The 20,962-nt window shown below is 44.3% G+C and carries 15 protein-coding genes; 9 read left to right on the forward strand and 6 right to left on the reverse strand.

Annotation, left to right across the window (positions count from 1 at the left end; genetic code table 11):
* Window positions 1-12 precede the first annotated feature (12 nt).
* The 3 genes from MKX41_RS00995 to MKX41_RS01005 are packed head-to-tail and all read right to left on the reverse strand — an operon-like array spanning window position 13 to window position 3,372.
* A complete protein-coding gene (locus MKX41_RS00995; RefSeq protein ID WP_076284262.1) occupies window positions 13-1,185 on the reverse strand; it encodes a glycoside hydrolase family 130 protein in 1,173 nt (390 codons plus the stop codon).
* Window positions 1,185-2,399 carry an AGE family epimerase/isomerase gene (locus MKX41_RS01000; RefSeq protein WP_340968213.1) on the reverse strand — a complete coding sequence of 405 codons (1,215 nt, stop codon included), beginning with the start codon at window positions 2,397-2,399 and terminating at the stop codon, window positions 1,185-1,187. The genes MKX41_RS00995 and MKX41_RS01000 overlap by 1 nt, the downstream gene beginning before the upstream one ends.
* A gap of 22 nt (window positions 2,400-2,421) precedes the next feature.
* Window positions 2,422-3,372: a glycoside hydrolase family 113 gene (locus tag MKX41_RS01005; RefSeq protein WP_340968215.1), complete on the reverse strand. Its 951-nt coding sequence runs from the start codon at window positions 3,370-3,372 to the stop codon at window positions 2,422-2,424.
* Window positions 3,373-3,674: 302 nt separating this feature from the next.
* Here MKX41_RS01005 and MKX41_RS01010 point away from each other — a divergent pair, with 302 nt between their 5' ends.
* The 8 genes from MKX41_RS01010 (at window position 3,675) to MKX41_RS01045 (ending at window position 14,876) form a co-directional block, all read left to right on the forward strand.
* The gene (locus tag MKX41_RS01010) at window positions 3,675-4,454 is read left to right on the forward strand and encodes a response regulator transcription factor (protein WP_042186104.1); all 780 of its coding nucleotides are present in this window, start codon (window positions 3,675-3,677) and stop codon (window positions 4,452-4,454) included.
* A 319-nt stretch (window positions 4,455-4,773) separates the two neighbouring features.
* Complete coding sequence (locus MKX41_RS01015; RefSeq protein WP_340968216.1) at window positions 4,774-6,144, forward strand: ABC transporter substrate-binding protein; 1,371 nt, start codon at window positions 4,774-4,776, stop codon at window positions 6,142-6,144.
* A 128-nt stretch (window positions 6,145-6,272) separates the two neighbouring features.
* Window positions 6,273-7,154 carry a carbohydrate ABC transporter permease gene (locus tag MKX41_RS01020; RefSeq protein WP_042186108.1) on the forward strand — a complete coding sequence of 294 codons (882 nt, stop codon included), beginning with the start codon at window positions 6,273-6,275 and terminating at the stop codon, window positions 7,152-7,154.
* Between the two features lie 3 nt (window positions 7,155-7,157).
* A complete protein-coding gene (locus tag MKX41_RS01025; protein WP_042186110.1) occupies window positions 7,158-7,991 on the forward strand; it encodes a carbohydrate ABC transporter permease in 834 nt (277 codons plus the stop codon).
* A 76-nt stretch (window positions 7,992-8,067) separates the two neighbouring features.
* Complete coding sequence (locus MKX41_RS01030; protein ID WP_340968218.1) at window positions 8,068-9,099, forward strand: glycoside hydrolase family 130 protein; 1,032 nt, start codon at window positions 8,068-8,070, stop codon at window positions 9,097-9,099.
* 698 nt (window positions 9,100-9,797) lie between these two features.
* Window positions 9,798-10,760, forward strand: a complete 963-nt coding sequence (locus MKX41_RS01035) for an acetylxylan esterase (RefSeq protein WP_340968221.1) — start codon at window positions 9,798-9,800, stop codon at window positions 10,758-10,760.
* A 48-nt stretch (window positions 10,761-10,808) separates the two neighbouring features.
* Window positions 10,809-12,881: a methyl-accepting chemotaxis protein gene (locus tag MKX41_RS01040; RefSeq protein WP_340968223.1), complete on the forward strand. Its 2,073-nt coding sequence runs from the start codon at window positions 10,809-10,811 to the stop codon at window positions 12,879-12,881.
* 186 nt (window positions 12,882-13,067) lie between these two features.
* Window positions 13,068-14,876: a peptidoglycan D,D-transpeptidase FtsI family protein gene (locus MKX41_RS01045; RefSeq protein WP_340968226.1), complete on the forward strand. Its 1,809-nt coding sequence runs from the start codon at window positions 13,068-13,070 to the stop codon at window positions 14,874-14,876.
* Here the strand turns inward: MKX41_RS01045 and MKX41_RS01050 are convergent.
* A complete protein-coding gene (locus MKX41_RS01050) occupies window positions 14,837-16,027 on the reverse strand; it encodes an AI-2E family transporter (protein WP_149645806.1) in 1,191 nt (396 codons plus the stop codon). The two genes, MKX41_RS01045 and MKX41_RS01050, sit on opposite strands and share 40 nt — an antisense overlap.
* Before the next feature lie 209 nt (window positions 16,028-16,236).
* Between MKX41_RS01050 and MKX41_RS01055 the strand changes: the two genes are divergently transcribed.
* The gene (locus tag MKX41_RS01055) at window positions 16,237-17,637 is read left to right on the forward strand and encodes a polysaccharide deacetylase family protein (RefSeq protein ID WP_076284250.1); all 1,401 of its coding nucleotides are present in this window, start codon (window positions 16,237-16,239) and stop codon (window positions 17,635-17,637) included.
* 174 nt (window positions 17,638-17,811) lie between these two features.
* Here MKX41_RS01055 and ilvD read toward each other — a convergent pair whose 3' ends face one another.
* Complete coding sequence (gene ilvD / locus MKX41_RS01060) at window positions 17,812-19,497, reverse strand: dihydroxy-acid dehydratase (RefSeq protein WP_042125516.1); 1,686 nt, start codon at window positions 19,495-19,497, stop codon at window positions 17,812-17,814.
* 316 nt (window positions 19,498-19,813) lie between these two features.
* Window positions 19,814-20,854: an acyltransferase family protein gene (locus MKX41_RS01065; RefSeq protein ID WP_340968230.1), complete on the reverse strand. Its 1,041-nt coding sequence runs from the start codon at window positions 20,852-20,854 to the stop codon at window positions 19,814-19,816.
* Window positions 20,855-20,962: the final 108 nt, after the last annotated feature.

Raw genomic sequence — 20,962 nt, forward strand, 5'->3', positions numbered from 1 at the left:
CTGAACTCTTATTTACAGCGCTAAATTACGATCGATGAGGGCGATACGTTGCTCTACACAAGCATAAGAGCGGAGTGGATCTTCTGGTGTGTTCAGTACGTAATCTAACATTTGTTCAACCGTAGTTGTTGCTACATGGATGCGGGTGTCGGAGGAAGCGTAGTAGATATAGATCTCACCGTTATCGCGTGCAATTACACCGTTACAGAATACAACGTTGGAGACATCACCGACACGTTCTTCACCGTCTGGTGCGATGAAATGACCGCCTGGTGAGTGTGTGACTTTGTTTGGCTCCTCCAGGTCAGATAAAAAGGCATAGAGGACGTATCTAAGCCCAGCGGCAGTGTTTCGCACACCGTGTGCGATATGCAACCAGCCTTTTGGTGTTTTGATTGGAGCTGGACCTTGGCCATTCTTAACTTCCTTGATGGTATGGTAGTGGCGCTCATCCATGATTGTCTCACTTGTAATCACGGCATCCTCAATCGTATCCGAGAGTCCCCAGCCAATACCGCCACCGGAGCCTGCATCAATAAAGCCATCCTGAGGGCGAGTGTAGAAGGCGTATTTTCCATCCACAAATTCAGGGTGGAGCACGACATTGCGCTGTTGAGCAGAACCTGTCTTAAGATCGGCCAGACGTTCCCAGATCTTCAGATCCTTTGTACGGACAATACCACATTGTGCTACTGCGCTGGAAAGGTCACCGTGTGGAGCGTCTGGATCTTTACGTTCTGTACAAAAGAGGCCATAGATCCAGCCATCTTCATGGCTTACTAAGCGCATGTCGTAAACGTTGATGTCCGGAACTTCTGTCTCAGGCAACACGACTGGATGATCCCAGAAGCGGAAGCCATCCACACCATTGTCACTTTCAGCTACAGCAAAAAAAGATTTACGGTCATTACCTTCCACGCGGGCAACAAGATAGAACTTACCGTTAAGTTCTATGGCACCAGGGTTGAAAACGCCGTTGACGCCGATTCTTTCAGCGAAGTAAGGATTGGTGTCAGGGTTGAAGTCGTAACGCCAGATTAGAGGAGCGTGCTCAGCGGTAAGCAGTGGATAAGCATAACGGTTATAAATACCGTTTCCATAAGGAAGCTTTTCATTTTTACGGGTGATCAGCGCTTCATAACGTTCTGTTAATTGTTGTTTGCGTTCATGAAATAACGATGACATTATACAGTCTCCTTTAGGGTTGAATTCAGTCGTGCGATCATTTCGAAGCAGGCTCTGCTGTTATGATAAGGGCATTTCCAGGCACTAACCTTGGTTGCGTGAGGGAGAGGCAGATGCTTCTCGTCCACGCCCCAGTACCATTCGCCTAGTTTGTGATCCACCATATATTTATCGATAAAAGTCCAGGAGGCTTGGGCAGCCTCGTTAAATTTGCTGTCACCGGTCAGCTGATAAGCATTATAGAATCCAACAACCGCCTCCGCTTGCGGCCACCAATCTTTATCTTTGCTTAGCAATCCGCTCGGATCAGCTTCATTCCATATCCCGCCATCGGTATCTATACCTTCTGCAAGAACAGCTTCTGCCATGGAGATAGCGACGGTTCGAACACGCTGTAGCAGCTTTTCTTCGCCAAGTATTTCTGCGGCTTCCACAAGCAGCCAGCTGCCTTCGATATCATGTCCATAGGAGATAATATCTGACTTTACATTCCATGCCTCATCTAAGAAAAGATGAAAATGCTTGCCTTCGTTATCAATGATATGGTCCAGCATCGTTTCGATTAGCTCAGCCAGCGTACTCGCCAACTCCTCTGACTTCCATACTCGATAAAGTCCGGTATACGCTTCCAACACATGTAGATGCGTGTTCATTGATTTTTTCTCATTCAAGTCCTTGCTGCTAAGACTGAGGTTATCCGTGATTTGCCATTCCCGAGATAAAGCTTCAACATAACCTTTATAAGTTGAATCATAGCCATATTTCTCAACAAGCCGGAATATTTGAATAGCCTCATCTAACACCTCAGGCCGTCCAGTCGCGTGGTAGAATTCAGCCAATGCGTAGATAGCAAAAGCTTGGCCATAGATCTGTTTTTTCTCCTGAGAAGGTTTGCCTTCAGTATTCACCATCCAGTATAATCCGCCATACTCCTTATCGATGAAATGATCCATCAAATAGGCATAGGCACGCTCTGCCATGGCCAGATATTCTGTCTTGCCGTAGATCCGGTAAGCGCTGGCAAAGGACCAAAGAATACGGGCATTAAGCACAAGGCTTTTATCCGCGTCAGGTGCAATGTTCAGCTGATTGTCGATTTCACCAACAAAACCGCTATTGATTTCGTCCTTCGTCTGTTTCATCCAAAAACTAAGAATATTACCCTGTAGCTCATCCTCAAGCTGGGTCAACCATAATTCTGGTGAATTAATCATTGGTAAGTAGTCACTCCTCACATTACTTATTGATTTTCGAGGTGAAGTAATCGTTGATGATCCCAGCGGCTTGTTTGCCATACATACAATAATCATCATTGTGTTCTGCTTCATGAATTGGATAAAGATGAGTAGGCCAATCCCAAAGCATAAAGCCCTGAACCCAATCTCTGCGCTCACAGCTTTGAAACATTGCCTGATAGAAGTTGCTTTGTTCTGCTTGACTTGGTTCACCCTTCAAGGTCCAATCATTAGGAATCGCCGCACTCCCGCTTCGGCTTGGGCAACCCGCTTCCATGAAAAAGAATGGCTTATTCTGTGATCTCACCACATGCTCAATCCGGTCGAGCTGAGCTTCCCAATCGTTAGCTGGATAATATCCACTTGAAGAAATCACATCGAGCGCATCCCACCAGGTCACGTTATCCTCCTGATACTTATCGCAATTATAAGTAAGAATTCCTGAGTAAACCTTCCGAACCTCGGCAATAAGCGTACGCCATTCGGTTTCTCGTCTATCCGTTTGTACAAGCTCGCAGCCGATACAGAACATCTCACAGCCTGTTTCTTCAGCAATAGCAGCATAATGCAGAATAAATTTAGTATAAGAGCTGAACCACTCAGACCATTTAGGCTCGCAAGGAACATCCTTATCGAAAAAGTTAATGTGAGCACGCCAAGTTCCGTCCGCGCAATTAACGATCGGCTTCAGGCATACCTTTAGCTGCAGTGACTTCGCTTTACTGATGGACTGTTTCACTTCTTCGTCGGTAACGGTTGGCGCCTCCCCATAGGGAATTTCCGTAGAATGAGCGGTAGCTTGAAGCGCACTAAAGGCAATGGCCGTCCAGTTCGCTCCAGTGACTGAAGACATGAGTTCCATCGAACGTTCCGCTTCTTCCGTTTTCCATGAACCACGTGTACCCGAGAAGCCCCAGGTTATGCCTGCAATGTATTCGTTGTTAAATATCATCGAGAATCCCCACCTTACATTGAAAATAGAAAAGAGAATAATTAGTAAAATAATTTTGTTATATAGTTATTATTAATTTGTTAGTTTATAATAACAACTTAATTTAGTTATATACTTTTTCGAAGATGATTTCAAGGACAATTTATAGTTGCAGCTGGGAAATTAGAATAACTTTCGTTATAGTAAATACAAGACTATAAAAGAGTGTAATCGTACATTGACGTAATACATAGGAAGAATTCTATTCGTGATGATGGAGCAATCATAATAACTGGCAGATACAACTGGAGGGAAGTGCTCAAATGATAAATGTTATGATTGCGGACGACGAGGAGGTCATTCGCAGGGGGCTCGAAAAAATCACATCGAGGATGGAGCTAGATGTACATGTAATTGGATCCTACGGTAACGGGGTGGAAGCCTGGGAGCATTTTGAAAAGTTATCCCGAGATGACATTGATCTGCTTATTACAGATATCAAAATGCCTAGAATGGATGGCTTTATGTTGATTGAACAGGTTAGAGGACATATGGAGGATATACCTATTGCCGTTCTTAGCGGTTTTAGTGAATTTGAATATGCCCGCCGAGCAATCCGCCATGGGGTGATGGATTATTTACTAAAACCTATTGATAAGACTCAGCTATATGAATTGCTCAAGAGAGTAGAGGATACAAAGAAAAAGAACGTCACAGAGCAGGAGGAGATGTTCTCTCAAGCGGCAGATGGTGGAGAGCATTACGTAGTTGAACAGACTAAAAGCATACTGGAGAGGGAGTATGATCAGAACTTCGAACTTGAGCGTTTGGCGGAGACCGTCGGTATGAATGCGAGCTACCTCAGCCGGTTGTTTAAAATAAAGACGGGGCAAACCATCACCGATTATCTAATTCGGATTCGTATTACTAAGGCGAAAGAATTGCTGATCGAGCATCCCGACTTAAAAAATTATGAAATTGCCGATAAGGTTGGCTATAGTGATCCGGTTTATTTTAATAAATTGTTCAAGAAAATGTGTGGTATGACACCTAAGGATTATAAAAGTGGCTGTAAATTACCGAAAATGGAACGTGAGTTTTAGTCCTATATAGGAAGCTATTATTTAGGAGAGCGATAAGCTCTCTTTTTTTGTGGTTATTTTCAATAAATTAGATAATAAAAACACCATAATAAAAACAAAAATAACAAATATAAGACCAGAAAAAGCAATTCAAACCATCGTTTTGCGTTAAAAATAGATCTATAATGAGTTTGTAAGCGATATCATCACTTTTTTTCAAGAGTAATTCAGTGAGTTTGATAATAGTGATTACTCTATTAAATTGATGGTGATGATAAAAGTTATTATTTTTGTTATTAAACCAAATTAGAGTCGAATTGAAGAGAGGGGTCGTAAAAGCATGAAAAAAGGCAAAACAATGATGGGCTTGATGGCACTGACACTTATGGCAGGATTGTTTAGCGGTTGTTCCTCAAACAACAACACCAACAATGAAGGTGCTAAAAACACAGGAAGCAATGGATCCTCAACAGAGGCGACGGCAGCTCCGGCTGATGATGCAGCAGACAAGGATATTAAAGGGGATATCACGGTTATTACGCAAAGAACGGATATTGTTGATACCGTATTCAAAGAGTATGCGGCTAAGTTCAATGAGAAATATCCTGATGTAAAGGTAAACTTTGAAGCGCTTGCTACTTACGAAGATCAAATTAAAATTCGCATGAGCACTAGTGACTATGGCGACGTTCTGTTGTTACCTACAAGCATAGCTATTAAAGATATTCCCGATTTCTTCGAACCACTGGGTACACTCGAAGATATGCAAAAACAATATACAGGTGTGGAAGAACGAGCAGTAGACGGAATGGCTTACGGAATTCCAATGACCATCAACTTTAACGGTATTATTTACAACAAACAAGTCTTTAAAGATGCCGGGATTACAGAGGTTCCAAGAACGCCTGAACAATTCTTAACTGCTCTGCAATCTGTTAAAGACAAAACGAAAGCTGTGCCTCTGTACACGAACTACGCAGCTGGCTGGACATTGACCCAATGGGAAGCGGATCTGGCTACAGTAGCTGGTAACCGTGATTATGTGAACATTGGTCAAGTGGCTAGCGACGATAACTATGTTCCAGGTCAACCTCACTATGAGCTGTACAAAATCCTGTACGATGCAGCACAAAAAGGTTTGATTGAAGAAGATCCGACGACTACAGACTGGGAATCTTCCAAAGCGGATCTGGCTAACGGAAAAATCGGCACGATGGTTCTTGGATCTTGGGCAATCGGTCAAATCAAAGGTTTAGCAACGAATCCAGATGATGTTGGCTTTATGCCATTCCCTACGAATGCAGATAAAATCCTTGTACCACTTGCTGGTGACTACAATCTGGGTGTCAGCGTTCATAGTAAAAACAAAGAAGCTGCTAGAGCTTGGGTGGATTGGTTCATTAACGAATCTGGCTACCCAACGACTGAAGGTGGCGGTATGAGCCCGGCTATCGGTGCAGAGCTTCCAGAAATTCTGAAACAATATGAAGGCACTGAAGTAACCTTTGATACACTTGCAGCTGCTAAAGCCGGTGAAGAAGGCTGGTCTGATGAAATCGACAAACAAGCCGAAATCGGTGCTTGGCAACCAGACTTCAAGAAACGGATTATTGAAGCCGCAATTGGCAACAGAAAAGAATCCTATGATGACATCATGAAGGACCTCAACGACAAGTGGAAAGCCGCTCGCGCTAAAGTCACAGCACAGTAACAACTATAAGCTTTCTTAAATGCTATAGGCGGTAGTGGATGTGGGAGGGGATATGCGAACGGGCATTTCCCCCTTCACATTTAAACGAGTCATAAATAAATGAGGATGCTTTTCTGGAGGTGTATCGGGTGTTCAAGTTTTCGAATTTGAGTTACAAAAATCAACGGATTGCCATCATATGCTTGTTCTCATTAGTGCCGATCGTATTACTACTCACATTTGCTTATTATCCAGTAATCAGTATGTTTCGGTACAGCTTCACCAGCTGGAATGGCCTAAGTAAAAATATGGAGTACGTTGGGTTAGAAAACTACAAAACCATTTTTACGAAACCGGAGTATTTTTCCGTATTTAAGGTCAGCTTGTATTATTTCTTCACTACCTTTATTCAGATGGCACTTGCTTTGTATTTTGCAACCATACTGAGCTTTAGTGTTCGCATGAAAAATTTATTCAAAGGGATTTTGTTCTTCCCAACCTTGCTAAACGGTGTAGCGATCGGCTTTATCTTTCTGTTCTTTTTCAAACCAGATGGCACGCTAGATACGATTCTTAACCTGCTCGGACTCAGCGGTTTACAGCAGAAGTGGCTGCTCAATCCGAACTTGATTAACTTCTCGCTCGCAGGTGCGTCACTGTGGAGATACATGGGGATGAACTTCCTGATCTTCCTTGGGGCTATTTCCTCGATCGGTTCGGATATTTATGAAGCTGCTGAGATTGATGGTGCAAACAGATGGCATCAGTTTATGCATATTATTTTGCCAAGTATTAAACGTATTCTGCAATTGAACCTGATTCTTGCGGTCAGTGGCGCTATTGGTGTGTTTGAAATTCCATACGTCATGACAGGCGGATCTAACGGAAGTAGCACATTTGTTATTCAGACAGTCGATGTAGCGTTCAAATATAGCAAAGTTGGATTGGCTTCAGCGATGGCCGTAGTTTTGCTGGGTATCGTTATTGTAGTTACTATTTTGCAGCGCGTTCTGATCAAGGAGGAGAAATAAACTATGCATTCTGTAAAATATACCACTGCTAGTATATTCAAATATCTCACCTTGATTTTGGGAGCACTTGCAGCATTGATACCTATCGTAGTTGTATTTTTTGCCTCATTAAAAACAGGGCCGGAATACGCTTCAACCGGACCGTTAACGCTGCCAGAGAATTGGCTGAATTTCTCCAACTACACTAAGGCTTTTGTTGATGGCAAAATGCTTCTAGGATTTAAAAACACTGTCATTATCGTTGTGATCTCTATCCTGGGTGCAACGCTGACGGGCTCAATGATGGCTTATATTTTATCCCGGTTTAAATTTAAAGGCAGTAAAGTTCTCATCAGTATGTTTCTGATTGCTACCCTGATTCCGGGTGTTACAACGCAAGTGGCAACCTTCCAAATCATCAATCACTTGGGCCTGTTTAATACCAGATGGGCACCCATCGTGATGTACCTCGGTACCGATATTATCGCTGTATATATTTTCATGCAGTTCCTGGATTCGATTTCCGAGTCACTGGATGAATCCGCGATGCTGGACGGGGCTTCGTATTGGACGATTTATTGGAGAATTATTTTGCCACTACTGAAACCGGCAATTGTAACAGTAATTATTGTGAAGGGCGTAAATATTTATAACGATTTTTACACTCCTTTCCTATATATGCCGAAAACAGATCTCCAAACGATCTCCACAGCACTCTTTAAGTTTAAAGGTCCATACGGATCGCAGTGGGAAGTAATATGTGCGGCGATTATGATCGCGATTATTCCGACATTGGTTGTGTTTACCGCGTTACAAAAGTATATCTACAATGGATTTTCGCAAGGTTCCGTTAAGTAAGCTTAGTAGTAGATTTCATAGCAGCACTAGATAAAGTAGCATACTGAAAAGTTGCATACATTTGGAGGGAATACTAATGAATGAAGTGAAATTGGTAGGAGCGAGTGCAGTGAACATCCCGAACATGCCTTGGCAGGATAAGCCTGCTGGCTACGAGAACCCGATTTGGAGACATAATGATAACCCGGTTATCAAAAGAAATCCTGCAAAAGGAGTAGCCCGTATTTTTAATAGTGCGGTTACTGCGTTTGAAGGTAGTTTTATCGGAGTATTTCGTGTAGAAGATAACACAACGCGTCCGCATTTGCGCATGGGACATAGTGTTGACGGTCTAGATTGGGAAATCGATGATGAGCCGATCCGATTTATAGATGAAGAAGGTAACTCTTATCAGCCGCGTTATGCTTACGATCCACGTCTGGTTAAGGTCGAAGATACATTTTATATTATCTGGTGTACAGATTTTTACGGCGCAGCTATCGGTGTTGCTAAAACGCAAGATTTCAAAACATTTACCAGCTTGGAAAATCCATTCCTGCCCTTCAACCGGAACGGTGTATTGTTCCCTAGAAAAATCAACAATAACTTCGTGATGTTGTCCCGTCCAAGTGACAGCGGACATACACCATTCGGTGATGTATTCCTTAGTGAAAGCCCTGACTTTGTATATTGGGGTAAACACCGCCATGTCATGAGTAAAGGTGGCCAAGGCTGGTGGCAAAGTGTCAAGATTGGCGGCGGACCTGCACCGATTGAAACTACAGAAGGCTGGTTGATGTTCTACCATGGCGTTACTGGTACCTGCAACGGTCTTGTATATAGCATGGGTGCAGTTATTTTGGATATAAACGAGCCTTCGAAAGTAAAATATCGCTCGAAAAATTTTGTGCTAACTCCTGAAGAATGGTATGAGGAAAGAGGTTTTGTGAATAACGTTTTGTTCCCATGTGCCACTCTGCATGATGCAGAATCGGGCCGTATCGCCATCTATTATGGCGCTGCTGACACTTATGTAGGCGTTGCATATACAACTGTTGATGAAATCGTCAACTATGTCATCGACACCCATGAAGAGGTTGGCGATGATGCGGGTTTAGGTAAAATTTAATAGGGTGAACAACCTTTGAGGAACAAGCTTTAGGTAGAGTGTAGTTGGGTAGATATTTGGTGGCTGAGCAGCGTTCGAAAAAAGTGTGCGGCGTGTAGTGTGCTGTATTTTGTGTGCTGGGTTCTGCACGTTGCGCGCTTTGTGTTATGTGGCTTGAGCTTTTCATTGCATTCTCTGCAATAGAAACTCTCGATTTCGTCTGAAAAATAGAATCTATTGCACTCTCTGCAATGGATTTCCGCAAAAATCACTCTTATGCTCATTTTCGCTCGAACTGATTGCATAAAGTGCAATAGAACAAAGACGGGCGCTCATATGGAGAGATTCTATTGCACCAATTGCAGTCAAAGAGCAACGAGTGAGTACTATGAGCTCATTCATGAGACGCCAGTATGTCTAGGCTAAAGCCGCTAGTTGCACAAAGTGCACTTAAACTAACCTGTTTGGTGGTGTTTAGTGTAAATAGTTGCACATTGTACACTTATTTCAGGCGATTTTGCCCCGGAAACCCCACTGTGAGCAATTTTAGTTGTATAGAGTGCAATTAAATGAACAACACAACTTACTTAGCTGTAATAGTTGCACAAAGTGCAACTATCGAGCTCTTGTTATTAGTAGAAACTAACGGAAAACTCACATAAGCGGGTTTTCCGTTTCCATTGTTTTTTAAGTGGAAAAACCTTAAGGAGGACCTAAATATGGGAAACGACATGACATTGTCACAATTAAAAAAATATAACGGAAGCAGCACAAAACCAGTCGACTTTGACGCATTTTGGGAGCGGGCTTTGCATGATCTGGACGCCCAGTCACTAGATTATGAACTAGAGCCTGCGGAGTTCGTCAGCGAGCTGGCGGAATGTTTTCATCTGTATTTTACCGGCGTTGGTGGAGCAAGAATCCATTGTAAATATGTAAGACCGAAGAAAAGGGGTTCAGAAAAAGGTTCTGGTGTCGTGATGTTTCATGGATATTCCTGTGACAGCGGGGATTGGATGGAGAAGGTGAGTTATGCGGCCCATGGGATTAGTGTCCTTGCGATGGATTGCCGGGGACAAGGCGGACTTTCCGAGGATAATCTTACAGTAAAAGGCACAACCATTCGTGGACATATTATTCGCGGCATTGACGATCCTAATCCGGACAACCTTTACTATCGTAATGTGTTTCTGGATACAGCGCAGACTGCTCGAATATTGATGTCTATGGAAGAAGTTGATCCAGCACGAGTAGGTGCTTTTGGTTTATCTCAAGGCGGAGCGCTTACTGTAGCTTGTGCAGCATTAGAGCCGCGTGTGAGCATGGCCGTTCCTGTGTATCCGTTTCTTTCAGATTATAGACGGGCTTGGGAGCTTGATATCACTACGTCAGCTTATGAGGAAATTAACTATTATTTCCGCTTTTTTGATCCCCATCATTTACGTGAGGACGAGATTTTTAATAGACTGGGTTACATCGATATTCAGAATCTCGCGGAGCGAATTCAAGCCAAAATGTTGTGGGTTACAGGGTTATCCGATGTGATTTGTCCACCTTCAACGCAGTTTGCCGCATACAACAAAGTACTAGCGCCCAAAGAGCTTATGGTTTATTATGAGTACGGTCATGAGTATTTGCCATATCTTTCCGATCGGGTGTTACAAATGTTCATGACCTTGTAAACGATAAGCCAGTAGGCATAACAGACGACAACGGTGGTGAATGATTAGATGAAAGTACAAGTGAAAAAAGAAAAAAGACGATTCCAGCTGCATCCATCCAAATCCATTGGGGTGCGGCTTTTTCTCATCTTCTTTGTTTCGACGATGGTGCTCGTGCTCTCTCTCGGTTACACTTCCTATTCCGTAGCTGAGCATACGATCGAGACGAATGCGCTGTCAGCCAATCAACAGACAGTCGTTCAAACCGCTGAGAAGTTTGATGTGGAATTGTTACGTTATGAGGATGGTCTAGGAAGAATCTTGTACGACAATGAAATTCAAAATGCACTCAAACAAGGGAATAATCCCACTACAAGTAATGAGGAACGTAAGGTACTATCTAACCAGATTAGTGTGCAGCTAAATGATTGGCTCACGGCATCAAACGGTGTGGAGGCCGTATACCTTATTCCGATGAATGAAGGTTTTCCAATTTCTTCGGCGGGTACAAAAGATAGCGCTTTTATTGAGAGTTTCAGAGAATCCTCATGGTTTAAGCAGCTGGAGGAGAAGCCACAGAGTGTATGGATTCCACGTGAATTACAGGGCCAGGAAGGAAATACGTCAGGTGTTTTCCATTTGGCCAAATCGATTGCCGGTGATTCTAAAAGCTCAGGATACATAGTCATTAACGATATTAGAATTAGCGAATTAGAAAATCAGCTTCGTAAAGTGGATCTTGGAACAAGCTCCTACATGCAATTGCTAACGAATAAGGATGAATTGATTGCCTCCTCCCAGCAAGTGGGGACGGATACATATTTGAATCTGGGAGGGACGCTTCTGGGTGGTCTGCAGAATACAGCAGGCTCATTGCCAACAAAGGATGAGAAGGGGAAATCTATATTAGCTGTATACGGAACACTAGAAACCTCGGGATGGAGGTTACTTGGTGTTGTACCGGCTGAGAACTTGACGAAAGACGCGCTGCGTATTCTCAAGACTACTTATATTATTGTTGCTGTAGCTGCTGTTATCGCCATTTTAATAGGGTATTGGATGTTCAGAATGGTATCTCGACCGCTGACCAGACTTAAGAATTTGATGTCAGAGGGAGCCGAAGGGAATCTAGGGGTGCGTACGAATATCACCTCACGTGATGAGATCGGTCAGTTATCCAGTTCTTTTAACATGATGATGGAACGAATAACAGAGCTGGTTATCCATACGAATGAAACCGCTCGGAAGGTACTGGAAACCGCCGATGAGCTTAGCGGTGTTTCGCGCAAGACAGCTGATGCAGCTATGGATATTGCCGCGGCCACGGAAGAAATTGCGGGTGGTGCTGGCAGTCTGGCCTTGGAAGCTGATCGTGGCAATGAGTTGACGGGGCAAATTTCGGTACAGATGGATTTAGTCAATTCAGCTACTCACGAGATGGATCACACCGCACATAGCATCGGCGAACTCAGTGAGGAAGGCTTCAACAGGTTGAAAGAATTACTTAATGAGACGAATAGGACGGGCCTGAAGACGAATCAGCTTGTGATGAAGGTTAACGAGCTGACAGAAACGGCATCTTCCGTTATGAAGGTTCTTAATGTGATGCAAAATATTACTCAGCAGACGAATATCTTGTCTCTGAATGCCACCATTGAAGCAGCAAGAGCAGGCGAGGCCGGGCGAGGATTCATGGTGGTAGCCGATGAAATACGCCAGCTTGCAGATCAATCGAAAGAGTCTATCGCTGTTGTGGCAGAAATAACAGATACCGTTATGAGAGATATGAACGAGACGGTTGTGGTCCTTTCAGAAGTTGCACCGCTCTTTAATCAGCAAATGACTTCCGTGCAGAGTACTAGCGATATCTTCGTATCTGTGCAGGATCAGATGCAGCATTTTATCGCTCGTCTGAATGCTGTAACTGTGTCGATGGACAGCCTGAGTCAATCGCAAAAGGTTCTATCCGATTCGATGAGCAACGTAAGCTCAATAGCTGAGGAATCATCAGCTGCATCTCAAGAAGTTGCCTCACTTAGTGGAGAGCAACAAAGTGTAAGTGATCATTTGGTAGAGCTTTCTTTGAAGCTGGAGGATGCATCCTTGCAGTTAAAGGAGAAATTATCGAAGTTCAGCGTGTAGGGTAGCCGTAACAGAATACTAAATTAAAGAACCGCTTATTCTTTTGGAGAAGTGGTTCTTTGTTTTGAGCGGTGACAAGCCAGAATATAAATTTTAGCTTCTGATGTTGCAATGAACATTTTATGGCGATTCTAATGGATGTAGGTAGGACATAATAGGTGTGGAGTCTGCTCAGGAGGGAAGACATTGCGTAATAACAAACATCGGCGTGTATTCAGCGGTCTTCTTATTTTATCTGCGGCTGTAGCCGTGTTGATCCTTAGGCTGGCATGGGTTCAGCTAATTATGAAGGAACAGACGGTTCCTGGAACAAAATATACACTTGCGAAGATGGCGGAAATTCAAAGTGAACGGGAGACTGTACTGGACAGCGGTCGAGGACGTCTGTATGACCGCAAGAATGAGCCTCTTGCGGGGGAAACCATTTGGACGGCGGCTTTTTTTCCACAAGAGGAGATGGCTAAGAAATCTGTGACGAAGGTTGTTTACGAAGAAGCTAAACCCATGCACCGACTGGCGGAGATTCTGGGTGTCAGCTATGAACAACTGCTGAATAAGCGGTCGTCACTTAAAGAACCTTTTCTATGGCCATCTTCAGTGGGAAAAGGACCACTCGCGTTGTCTCAGGCACAGGCAGAAGAAGTGAGTGCACTGGGAATCGACGGAGTAGGCGTGCTCCCTTTCGCACGCAGATATGATGGGATCTCTTCAGGTCGGCAATGGCTAGGCTATTTATCGGAAGCTACTATGCATGCTGGAGCTAAAGCTTCTCCTACGGGTCTTAGAGTTCCTATGACGGGAACGGACGGTTTAGAGAAGACATTAGAGCCTTTGCTTCAAGGGGTAGGACACACGGAAGCATATGTTCAAGTGGATGCGCGTGGGAATCGCCTTCCAGGCAGTCCCATTCAAGTTAAAGCTCCGGGCAATCCTTATTTCCCTCTGTCTTTATATACAACGATTGATAAGAAGCTTCAGGAGGGAATTGAGGAGCTTGCGCTCAAATCCGGAATGAAGGAAGGAGCCATAGTGGTGTTAGATACCGGGACGGGAGATATTGAAGCCATGGTATCTTTACCCTTCTATAATCCAGAGAAGATATCTCCGCAAGGCGGGGAGTGGAACAATCGGGCACTCCAGGCTGCCGTTCCTGGATCGATCTTCAAAATCGTTACAGCCGCCGCGGCCTTAGAAGCGGGTGTAACCTCCGCTGATGAACTTTTTTATTGTTCCGGGCAATTTGAGAAATATGGATTGACTTGTCTGACAGGAAAAGGACACGGACCCCTTACGCTGGCGCAAGGATTCGCCGTGTCCTGTAATACTGTATTTGCTGCTCTGGCCGAGCGCTTAAGCGGTATCCAGCTTCAATCAACTGCACTGGCGCTAGGACTCGGTAGAGCTATCAGCTGGCAAGCCGAGAAGACGCTTGGGTTTCCACTTCTAAAACCACTTTCCGGAGAGCAAAAGGGAACCATCTTTACTACCTTACTGCCGGATGACAAGGGAGCCAGGGTACAGACTGCAATTGGACAGCGAGATGTACAAGTCACACCCTTACAAGCAGCTAATCTTATTGTAACGCTACTGCATGGAGGTGAAGTAAGGGCACCAAGGATTCTGCAGCGAATCACATTTGCGAACGGGCAGAAGCTGGAGGAGCTGCCGGGACATCTGTCCCCTTCCTCAGCAGGGAGAATTTCTGAGTCTACAGCCCGCCAGTTACTGTCCATGATGCGCAAAGTTGTAACGGAAGGAACGGGAACCCGTCTACAAAGCACACACTGGCCTGTTGCAGGTAAATCTGGGACGGCACAGACGCTGGTTAAGGGCGTAGCACGCAACAATCAATGGTTTATCGGCTACGGTCCGGTGGATCACCCAAAATATGCTGTATCAGTTGCAGTAGAGAATGTCGCTCCGGATAGTCCGCATCTCGCCATTAAGCTGTTCGGTCAGATATTTGATTTATTATCGTCTTCTACAGAAGCTTGAGGCTCCGGAGGAGTAGCAGTGGCCTTGCCCTTAGATGAAGGGCCATTTGCAGCAAAGGGCGAAACGATAAACTCTTCTTGAGGCAAATAGATCCAGCTCTGAAGATATCCTTGTTGAATTAGTTCTTTGATCAGAATAAGCAGAATCGGCGACAGGATCAGACCGGCCATACCGAAAGCGGATGTGGACAGAATGACGAAGGACAGCATCAGAAAAGCAGACGATACGCCAATCGAATTCCCAGTAATCTTCGGTTCAAGCAGCTGTCTTACAATCAATACAATCGCCAGGAGTACGATTAAACCGATTGCTAATGAGGTATTGCCAACAATGAACAGATAGATGATCCAAGGGACTAAAATCGTCGTTACACCAAGGAGCGGCAAAACATCAAATACAGCACAGATAAGCGCCATAGTGATTTCGTTACCGGTCCTTAGTATGAATAAGCCAACCAGTACGATAACAAAGGTAATGCTGATCAGTATAAGCTGGGCTTTTAAATAAGAGCCGATGGCTTTAAAGACGTTGCCCTGCAAAAAAGCGTAAGCAGTTTTAAATGTTTTTGGCATTTTGTCATGGGCAATCTTGCGCCAATCTTTAATCTCCATACTAAGGAAAAACGCTAAAATAATGGCGATCCCAAAATTGGCCATGAAGGAGGAGAAGGATCCGAGCACACCGACCATATATTTTAGAAAAGTAACAAGCCATCCAGTAAGAACATTCGTGGCATCTTTAAAGTAGCCGTTCACTTTATCGGTAATATCCGGCGGCAAGCTTTCGATTTTTTGCTGAAGGTAGGTTGTGGATTCCACGAAATGTTGTTGCACCACATATGTATACTTAGGAAGATTATCTTGAAAGTGAAGCGCTTGGATGGTGACCAATAGCCCAGCGCCAAATAACGTACCCAGAAGAACGATTAAGAACAGAAGCACTGAGATCGCTGAAGCGAATGGTTTAGCAAGCCCCCGTCGGTTCAAGAAACGGGCAAGCGGTTCAATAAGCAAAAATACAAAAAAAGATAGGAATACAGGTGCAGCTAACTGATACAATTTACTGAAGGCGAACATAACCAGATAGACCGTGAGGACAATTAATCCAATGTCGAAGAACGTGCGCCAATATTTTTTGTATAACGGCAGCATAGATATAAACAACTCCCTTTTTTAATAAGTTGATAGGTCAGCTTGAATACATTGTACATGATTTTACCTAAAAACCGTCTATTTCTTTGATACATGTGTTAAAATAGGGGGTAACGTATTTTTTATCTAACTTCACTTGGCCGTATCACAGGTTCTGCTTGCAGACGTAAGGCGAGCCAAAGTCAACTCTGGAAAAGCGAGGAATTCATATGCAGACTTTGCTGCTCTGGTTATTTTATATCTCATCTTTTTATGCTTTTATCCCGGGTATGATTAGCCGCATTTTTGGTTACCGTGTCTTTCGTAAAGGAACTGGGCGAAATGAGTTCGCGTTGACCTTTGATGATGGACCTGACCCTCGATTTACACCGTTACTTCTGGATTTATTGAAGAAGTATGATGCAAAAGCAACCTTTTTTGTAGTAGGATCTAACGCTGAACGTTATCCGGATCTTATTAGGCGGATACATGAAGAGGGACATCTTATTGGAATTCATAATTATGTTCACAAGACGAACTGGCTCATGCGGCCCGCAACCGTTCGTCGGCAGATTCAGCGCACGAATGATATTATCTACAACATAATAGGCGAGCGTAGTACTTATTACCGTCCACCTTGGGGGATTGTCAATTTGTTCGATATTTCCAAGCGTCGCCAAGTTGAAATTGTTCTATGGTCGGTAATGTTTGGAGATTGGCGTGAGAAGCTTGGTGCGCAGCGTCTCACTGAGAAGATGCTGGCGCGATTGAATCCCGGTGAAGTGATGCTGCTGCATGATAGTGGCACAACGTTAGGTGCCGATCCGGACGCACCTGAGAATATGCTTGTAGCCCTTGAACTGACGCTGCAGGAGGCCCAAAGAAGAGGACTGCGCAGTATTCGAGTGGATGACATGATCAAGATGGCGGAGAAATCACCGATTCGGCGTTTATCCTTTGGTAAACGAGTACTGGTCGGACTCTGGTTGGCTTGGGAGCAGGTATTCCAAGTAATGTTCCAGATCAAGACGATTAACCCGGCCGATCCATTCATGCATTATCGAATGCGTAAATATCAGGGAGAGCCTGTTGAACTTGGTGATGGAACCTTGCTGAGTAAAGGTGATAAAGTCATTGAGCTGCATATTGATAACAGGCAATTATTCGAGTTAGGTATTCATTCTCGTTCTTCTGCTCAACTTGCGATTCGAATGATCCGGAGAATGGAGAAAGGGTTGCCAATGCTGGCAGAAGTTATTGCCGAAGATGTAAACCTCGCGCAGGCCAAAGCACTCTATGGGGTTAGTATGATTAACCGTGGGCCAGAGAAATTCGGCTTTAGTGTACATGATTTGCCCGATGGCATATTCGCACGCTCCACCAAGTTTTACTTAAAGATCCTGTTAAGTGTGATTCATCCAGATGGTGGTGCTAGGCTCAAGGAGCGTAGTGAGGTCCTTGTACCGAAGCTAATCCTGATGCCTGTCTCAGAATTACTCAAGAAGATGAATAAGCAACTGCCTCATGATGAAAGGTCAGTAAGAAAACGTAAACCGCAGCAAGAAGAAGCGTTGTCACTTAATGATTCACTCACAGAAGTGGAATTGCCAGGAGCAACAGTAACGAATTGATTCATGATATTATTTAGTCTTATATAATGAAACGTAATATAGATGCCTCACAAACCAGAAATGGATTGTGGGGCGTTTTTTCTTGTGCCCAATAAAAAAGAGCAGTCCGACCATAGATTATCTAAGGTAGACTGCTCTTGTATGCTAGGAACAACTAGAACTCGGATTTGCTAATTAAATCTTCAGTACTGCACCGTTACTTGCGTTGGTAACCATTTTGGAATAGCGAGCCAGGTAACCAGTCTTAACTTTAGGCTCAAACTCTTTCCAGCCCGTACGGCGAACCGCTAATACTTCTTCGTCAACCAGGAGTTCAATCTTGCGATTGTTGAGGTCGAGTTCAATGATGTCTCCATCTTCAACAAAAGCGATCGGGCCGCCTTCAGCAGCCTCTGGAGAAATGTGCCCGATGCTAATTCCGCGGGAAGCCCCCGAGAAACGTCCGTCTGTAATCAGACCAACCTTAGCACCAAGACCCATCCCCACGATTTGCGATGTAGGAGCTAGCATTTCCGGCATTCCCGGTCCACCCTTTGGACCCTCATAACGGATAACGACTACATGGCCTTCTTTAACCTTACCGTTAGCGATACCTTCGAGTGCGGATTCTTGGGAATCAAAGCAGATCGCAGGACCTTTGTGATATCCACCAACAGAAGCATCTACTGCACCTACTTTAATGATGGAGCCTTCAGGAGCCAGGTTACCGTATAGGACGGCGAGACCGCCTCTTTCGGAGTAAGGGTTATCGATCTTATGAATAACGGAAGTATCTTGGATCTCATGTCCGATTACGTTTTCGGCTAATGTTTTGCCGGTAACCGTCATGCAGTCTCCGTACAGAGCACCTGGTTTCTTCAGCAATTCATTCAAGACGGCACTAACGCCGCCTGCGCGGTCCACATCTTCGATGAAAATATCGGATGCTGGAGCCAGCTTCGCCAAATAAGGAACCCGGTTAGCCACTTCGTTAATGCGTTCAAGCGGATAATCGATACCAGCTTCTTGAGCCAGTGCAAGGGTGTGTAGCACCGTATTGGTGGAGCCACCCATTGCCATATCAAGTGCAAAAGCGTTATCGAGTGATTCTTTAGTTACGATATCTCTTGGTTTAAGGTCTAACTTAATTAATTCCATCAGTTGAGTAGCAGATCTGCGTACAAATTCTCTGCGCTCATCAGCTACAGCTAGGATGGTACCATTACCTGGCAATGCTAGTCCAAGTGCCTCTGCCAAACAGTTCATGGAGTTGGCAGTGAACATTCCTGAACAAGATCCACAGGTAGGACAACCGAATTGTTCTAATTCAAGCAACTCAGCATCATTGATTTTTCCGACTTGGTGAGCACCTACGCCCTCGAATACGGAGGTAAGGGAGAGCTTTTTACCTTTACTGTCTACGCCGGCTTTCATTGGACCACCACTTACGAACATGGTTGGGATGTTGACACGCAATGCGCCCATCATCATTCCCGGTGTGATTTTATCGCAGTTAGGGATGCAGACCATGCCATCGAACCAATGCGCGGAAACGACAGTTTCCAAGGCGTCAGCGATGATCTCACGGCTTGGTAGTGAATAACGCATACCGATATGTCCCATTGCGATACCGTCATCAACGCCGATCGTATTGAATTCGAAAGGAACGCCGCCAGCTTCACGAATCGCTTCCTTAACGATCTTACCGAACTCTTGAAGATGCACATGACCTGGAACAATATCAATATAGGAATTGCAGACCGCAATAAACGGCTTTCCGAAATCTTCTTCTTTTACTCCGGCTGCACGCAGGAGACTACGGTGTGGAGCACGGTCAAAGCCTTTTTTAATCATGTCTGAACGCATTTTCTTAGCTGCCATATTGACATTTCCCCCCTAAATAAATTGCAATGAAATATAGTGTCGCATTAACGCAATGAACTCCAAAGACCTGCGTATATACGGTTTATAGAATGAACGGGGACGAGCTTCCTAGAGAAGAAGGGCGAAGCCGATTCTATAAAAAATGCCGCTGTTTTGGTATAAACGGTTCCCGCCTATAATGAACGGAGAAGTCATTGTTATTAGTGAGTCTATCACAAAGAGCACGTTTTTTCTACCGGACAATGTGAAGTTTCTCATGAGGAGACCGGCCTTAAATAGTATAAAAAAACCTATCCGCAAGGGGATAGGCCACTTATAATGAGCGCCTTAAGGCAACACGCTGCAGGGTGATCATCCAGCCAACGGGGGGCTCAACAATAGGATACATCAGCCTTTTTACACTTGGTTGGGCTAAGAGAATGGTCAGTAAGATTGCAGAAAGCACCAATAACATGGCACCTATAGAATGGTTGATATAAGCGTACAGGCCAGAAACAGCGGCAAAACGAACGATAAATCCGTGAAGTAGAAAAACATATAACGTACGGGAGCCCCAGTCAGTCAGCCGGCTAAGCGAATAAGGAATCCACCCCATAAACGCTAGTGCAGCAGTGATTTGTAGCCCGTAAACGCCCAGACGATAAATTCCTGCGTACCATTCTTGAAGCCCAAGCTGCATGTAGGTCATACTTCCGTAAAGCCAGCCTATCGGCAACTCTGATCCCCAAGATGTAAACAGAAGGAATAGAAGGATGGAGACTGCGGCAGCGGTAATTTTAATCCATTTTTGAAAAAAGCGAGAAAAGGACTGGAACGAAAAATGATAACCTAATACGAAGAATGGCAGGTATACAAAAGTGCGGCTAATGCTGAACCATACGCCATCAAGCTGTAGGTATCCAACGGCAATTCCAGCGGCGACAGCAAAAATGAATTGAGTGGCAGGCGCCCATTTACGCATCCCGATCATCAGTATACGCCAGAAGGCATGACTTGCCAGGAACCATAAGAGCAAATAGGGGGCGAAAAAGGAATGATGGATACCCTGCACCTGATATATGGTGGCGTCCAGCACAGAGTAGAGGCTTTGAAAAATAATGTACTGCAATCCGATTTGCATGATAATGCGACGGCCTTGTGTACCTGTAAGGTGTTTATTGGCAAAAAAACCTGTAACGAGCACGAAGAGCGGCATATGAAAGCTGAAGATCCACATATATAAGCTATGCAAGCTGCTCATTGAGCCTATCAATGGTTCTATGGCGTTTCCAACGATTACAGTAACAATGAGAACAAAACGTAAATTTAGAAAAAAGGTCTTTCCAGGCGTGTCTAGCGAGTTTTCCCCTACCATGACTTCCCCCCAAAGATGTTTGATACTTTAATTTTAAAATACAAGATTTTCTTCAATTGAATTGTGAATTAACTCACTATTGAAAGCGTTGTCATGAGTGCCAAATGT

It is taken from the genome of Paenibacillus sp. FSL R5-0475 (assembly GCF_038004585.1).
Lineage (GTDB): Bacteria > Bacillota > Bacilli > Paenibacillales > Paenibacillaceae > Paenibacillus_AQ.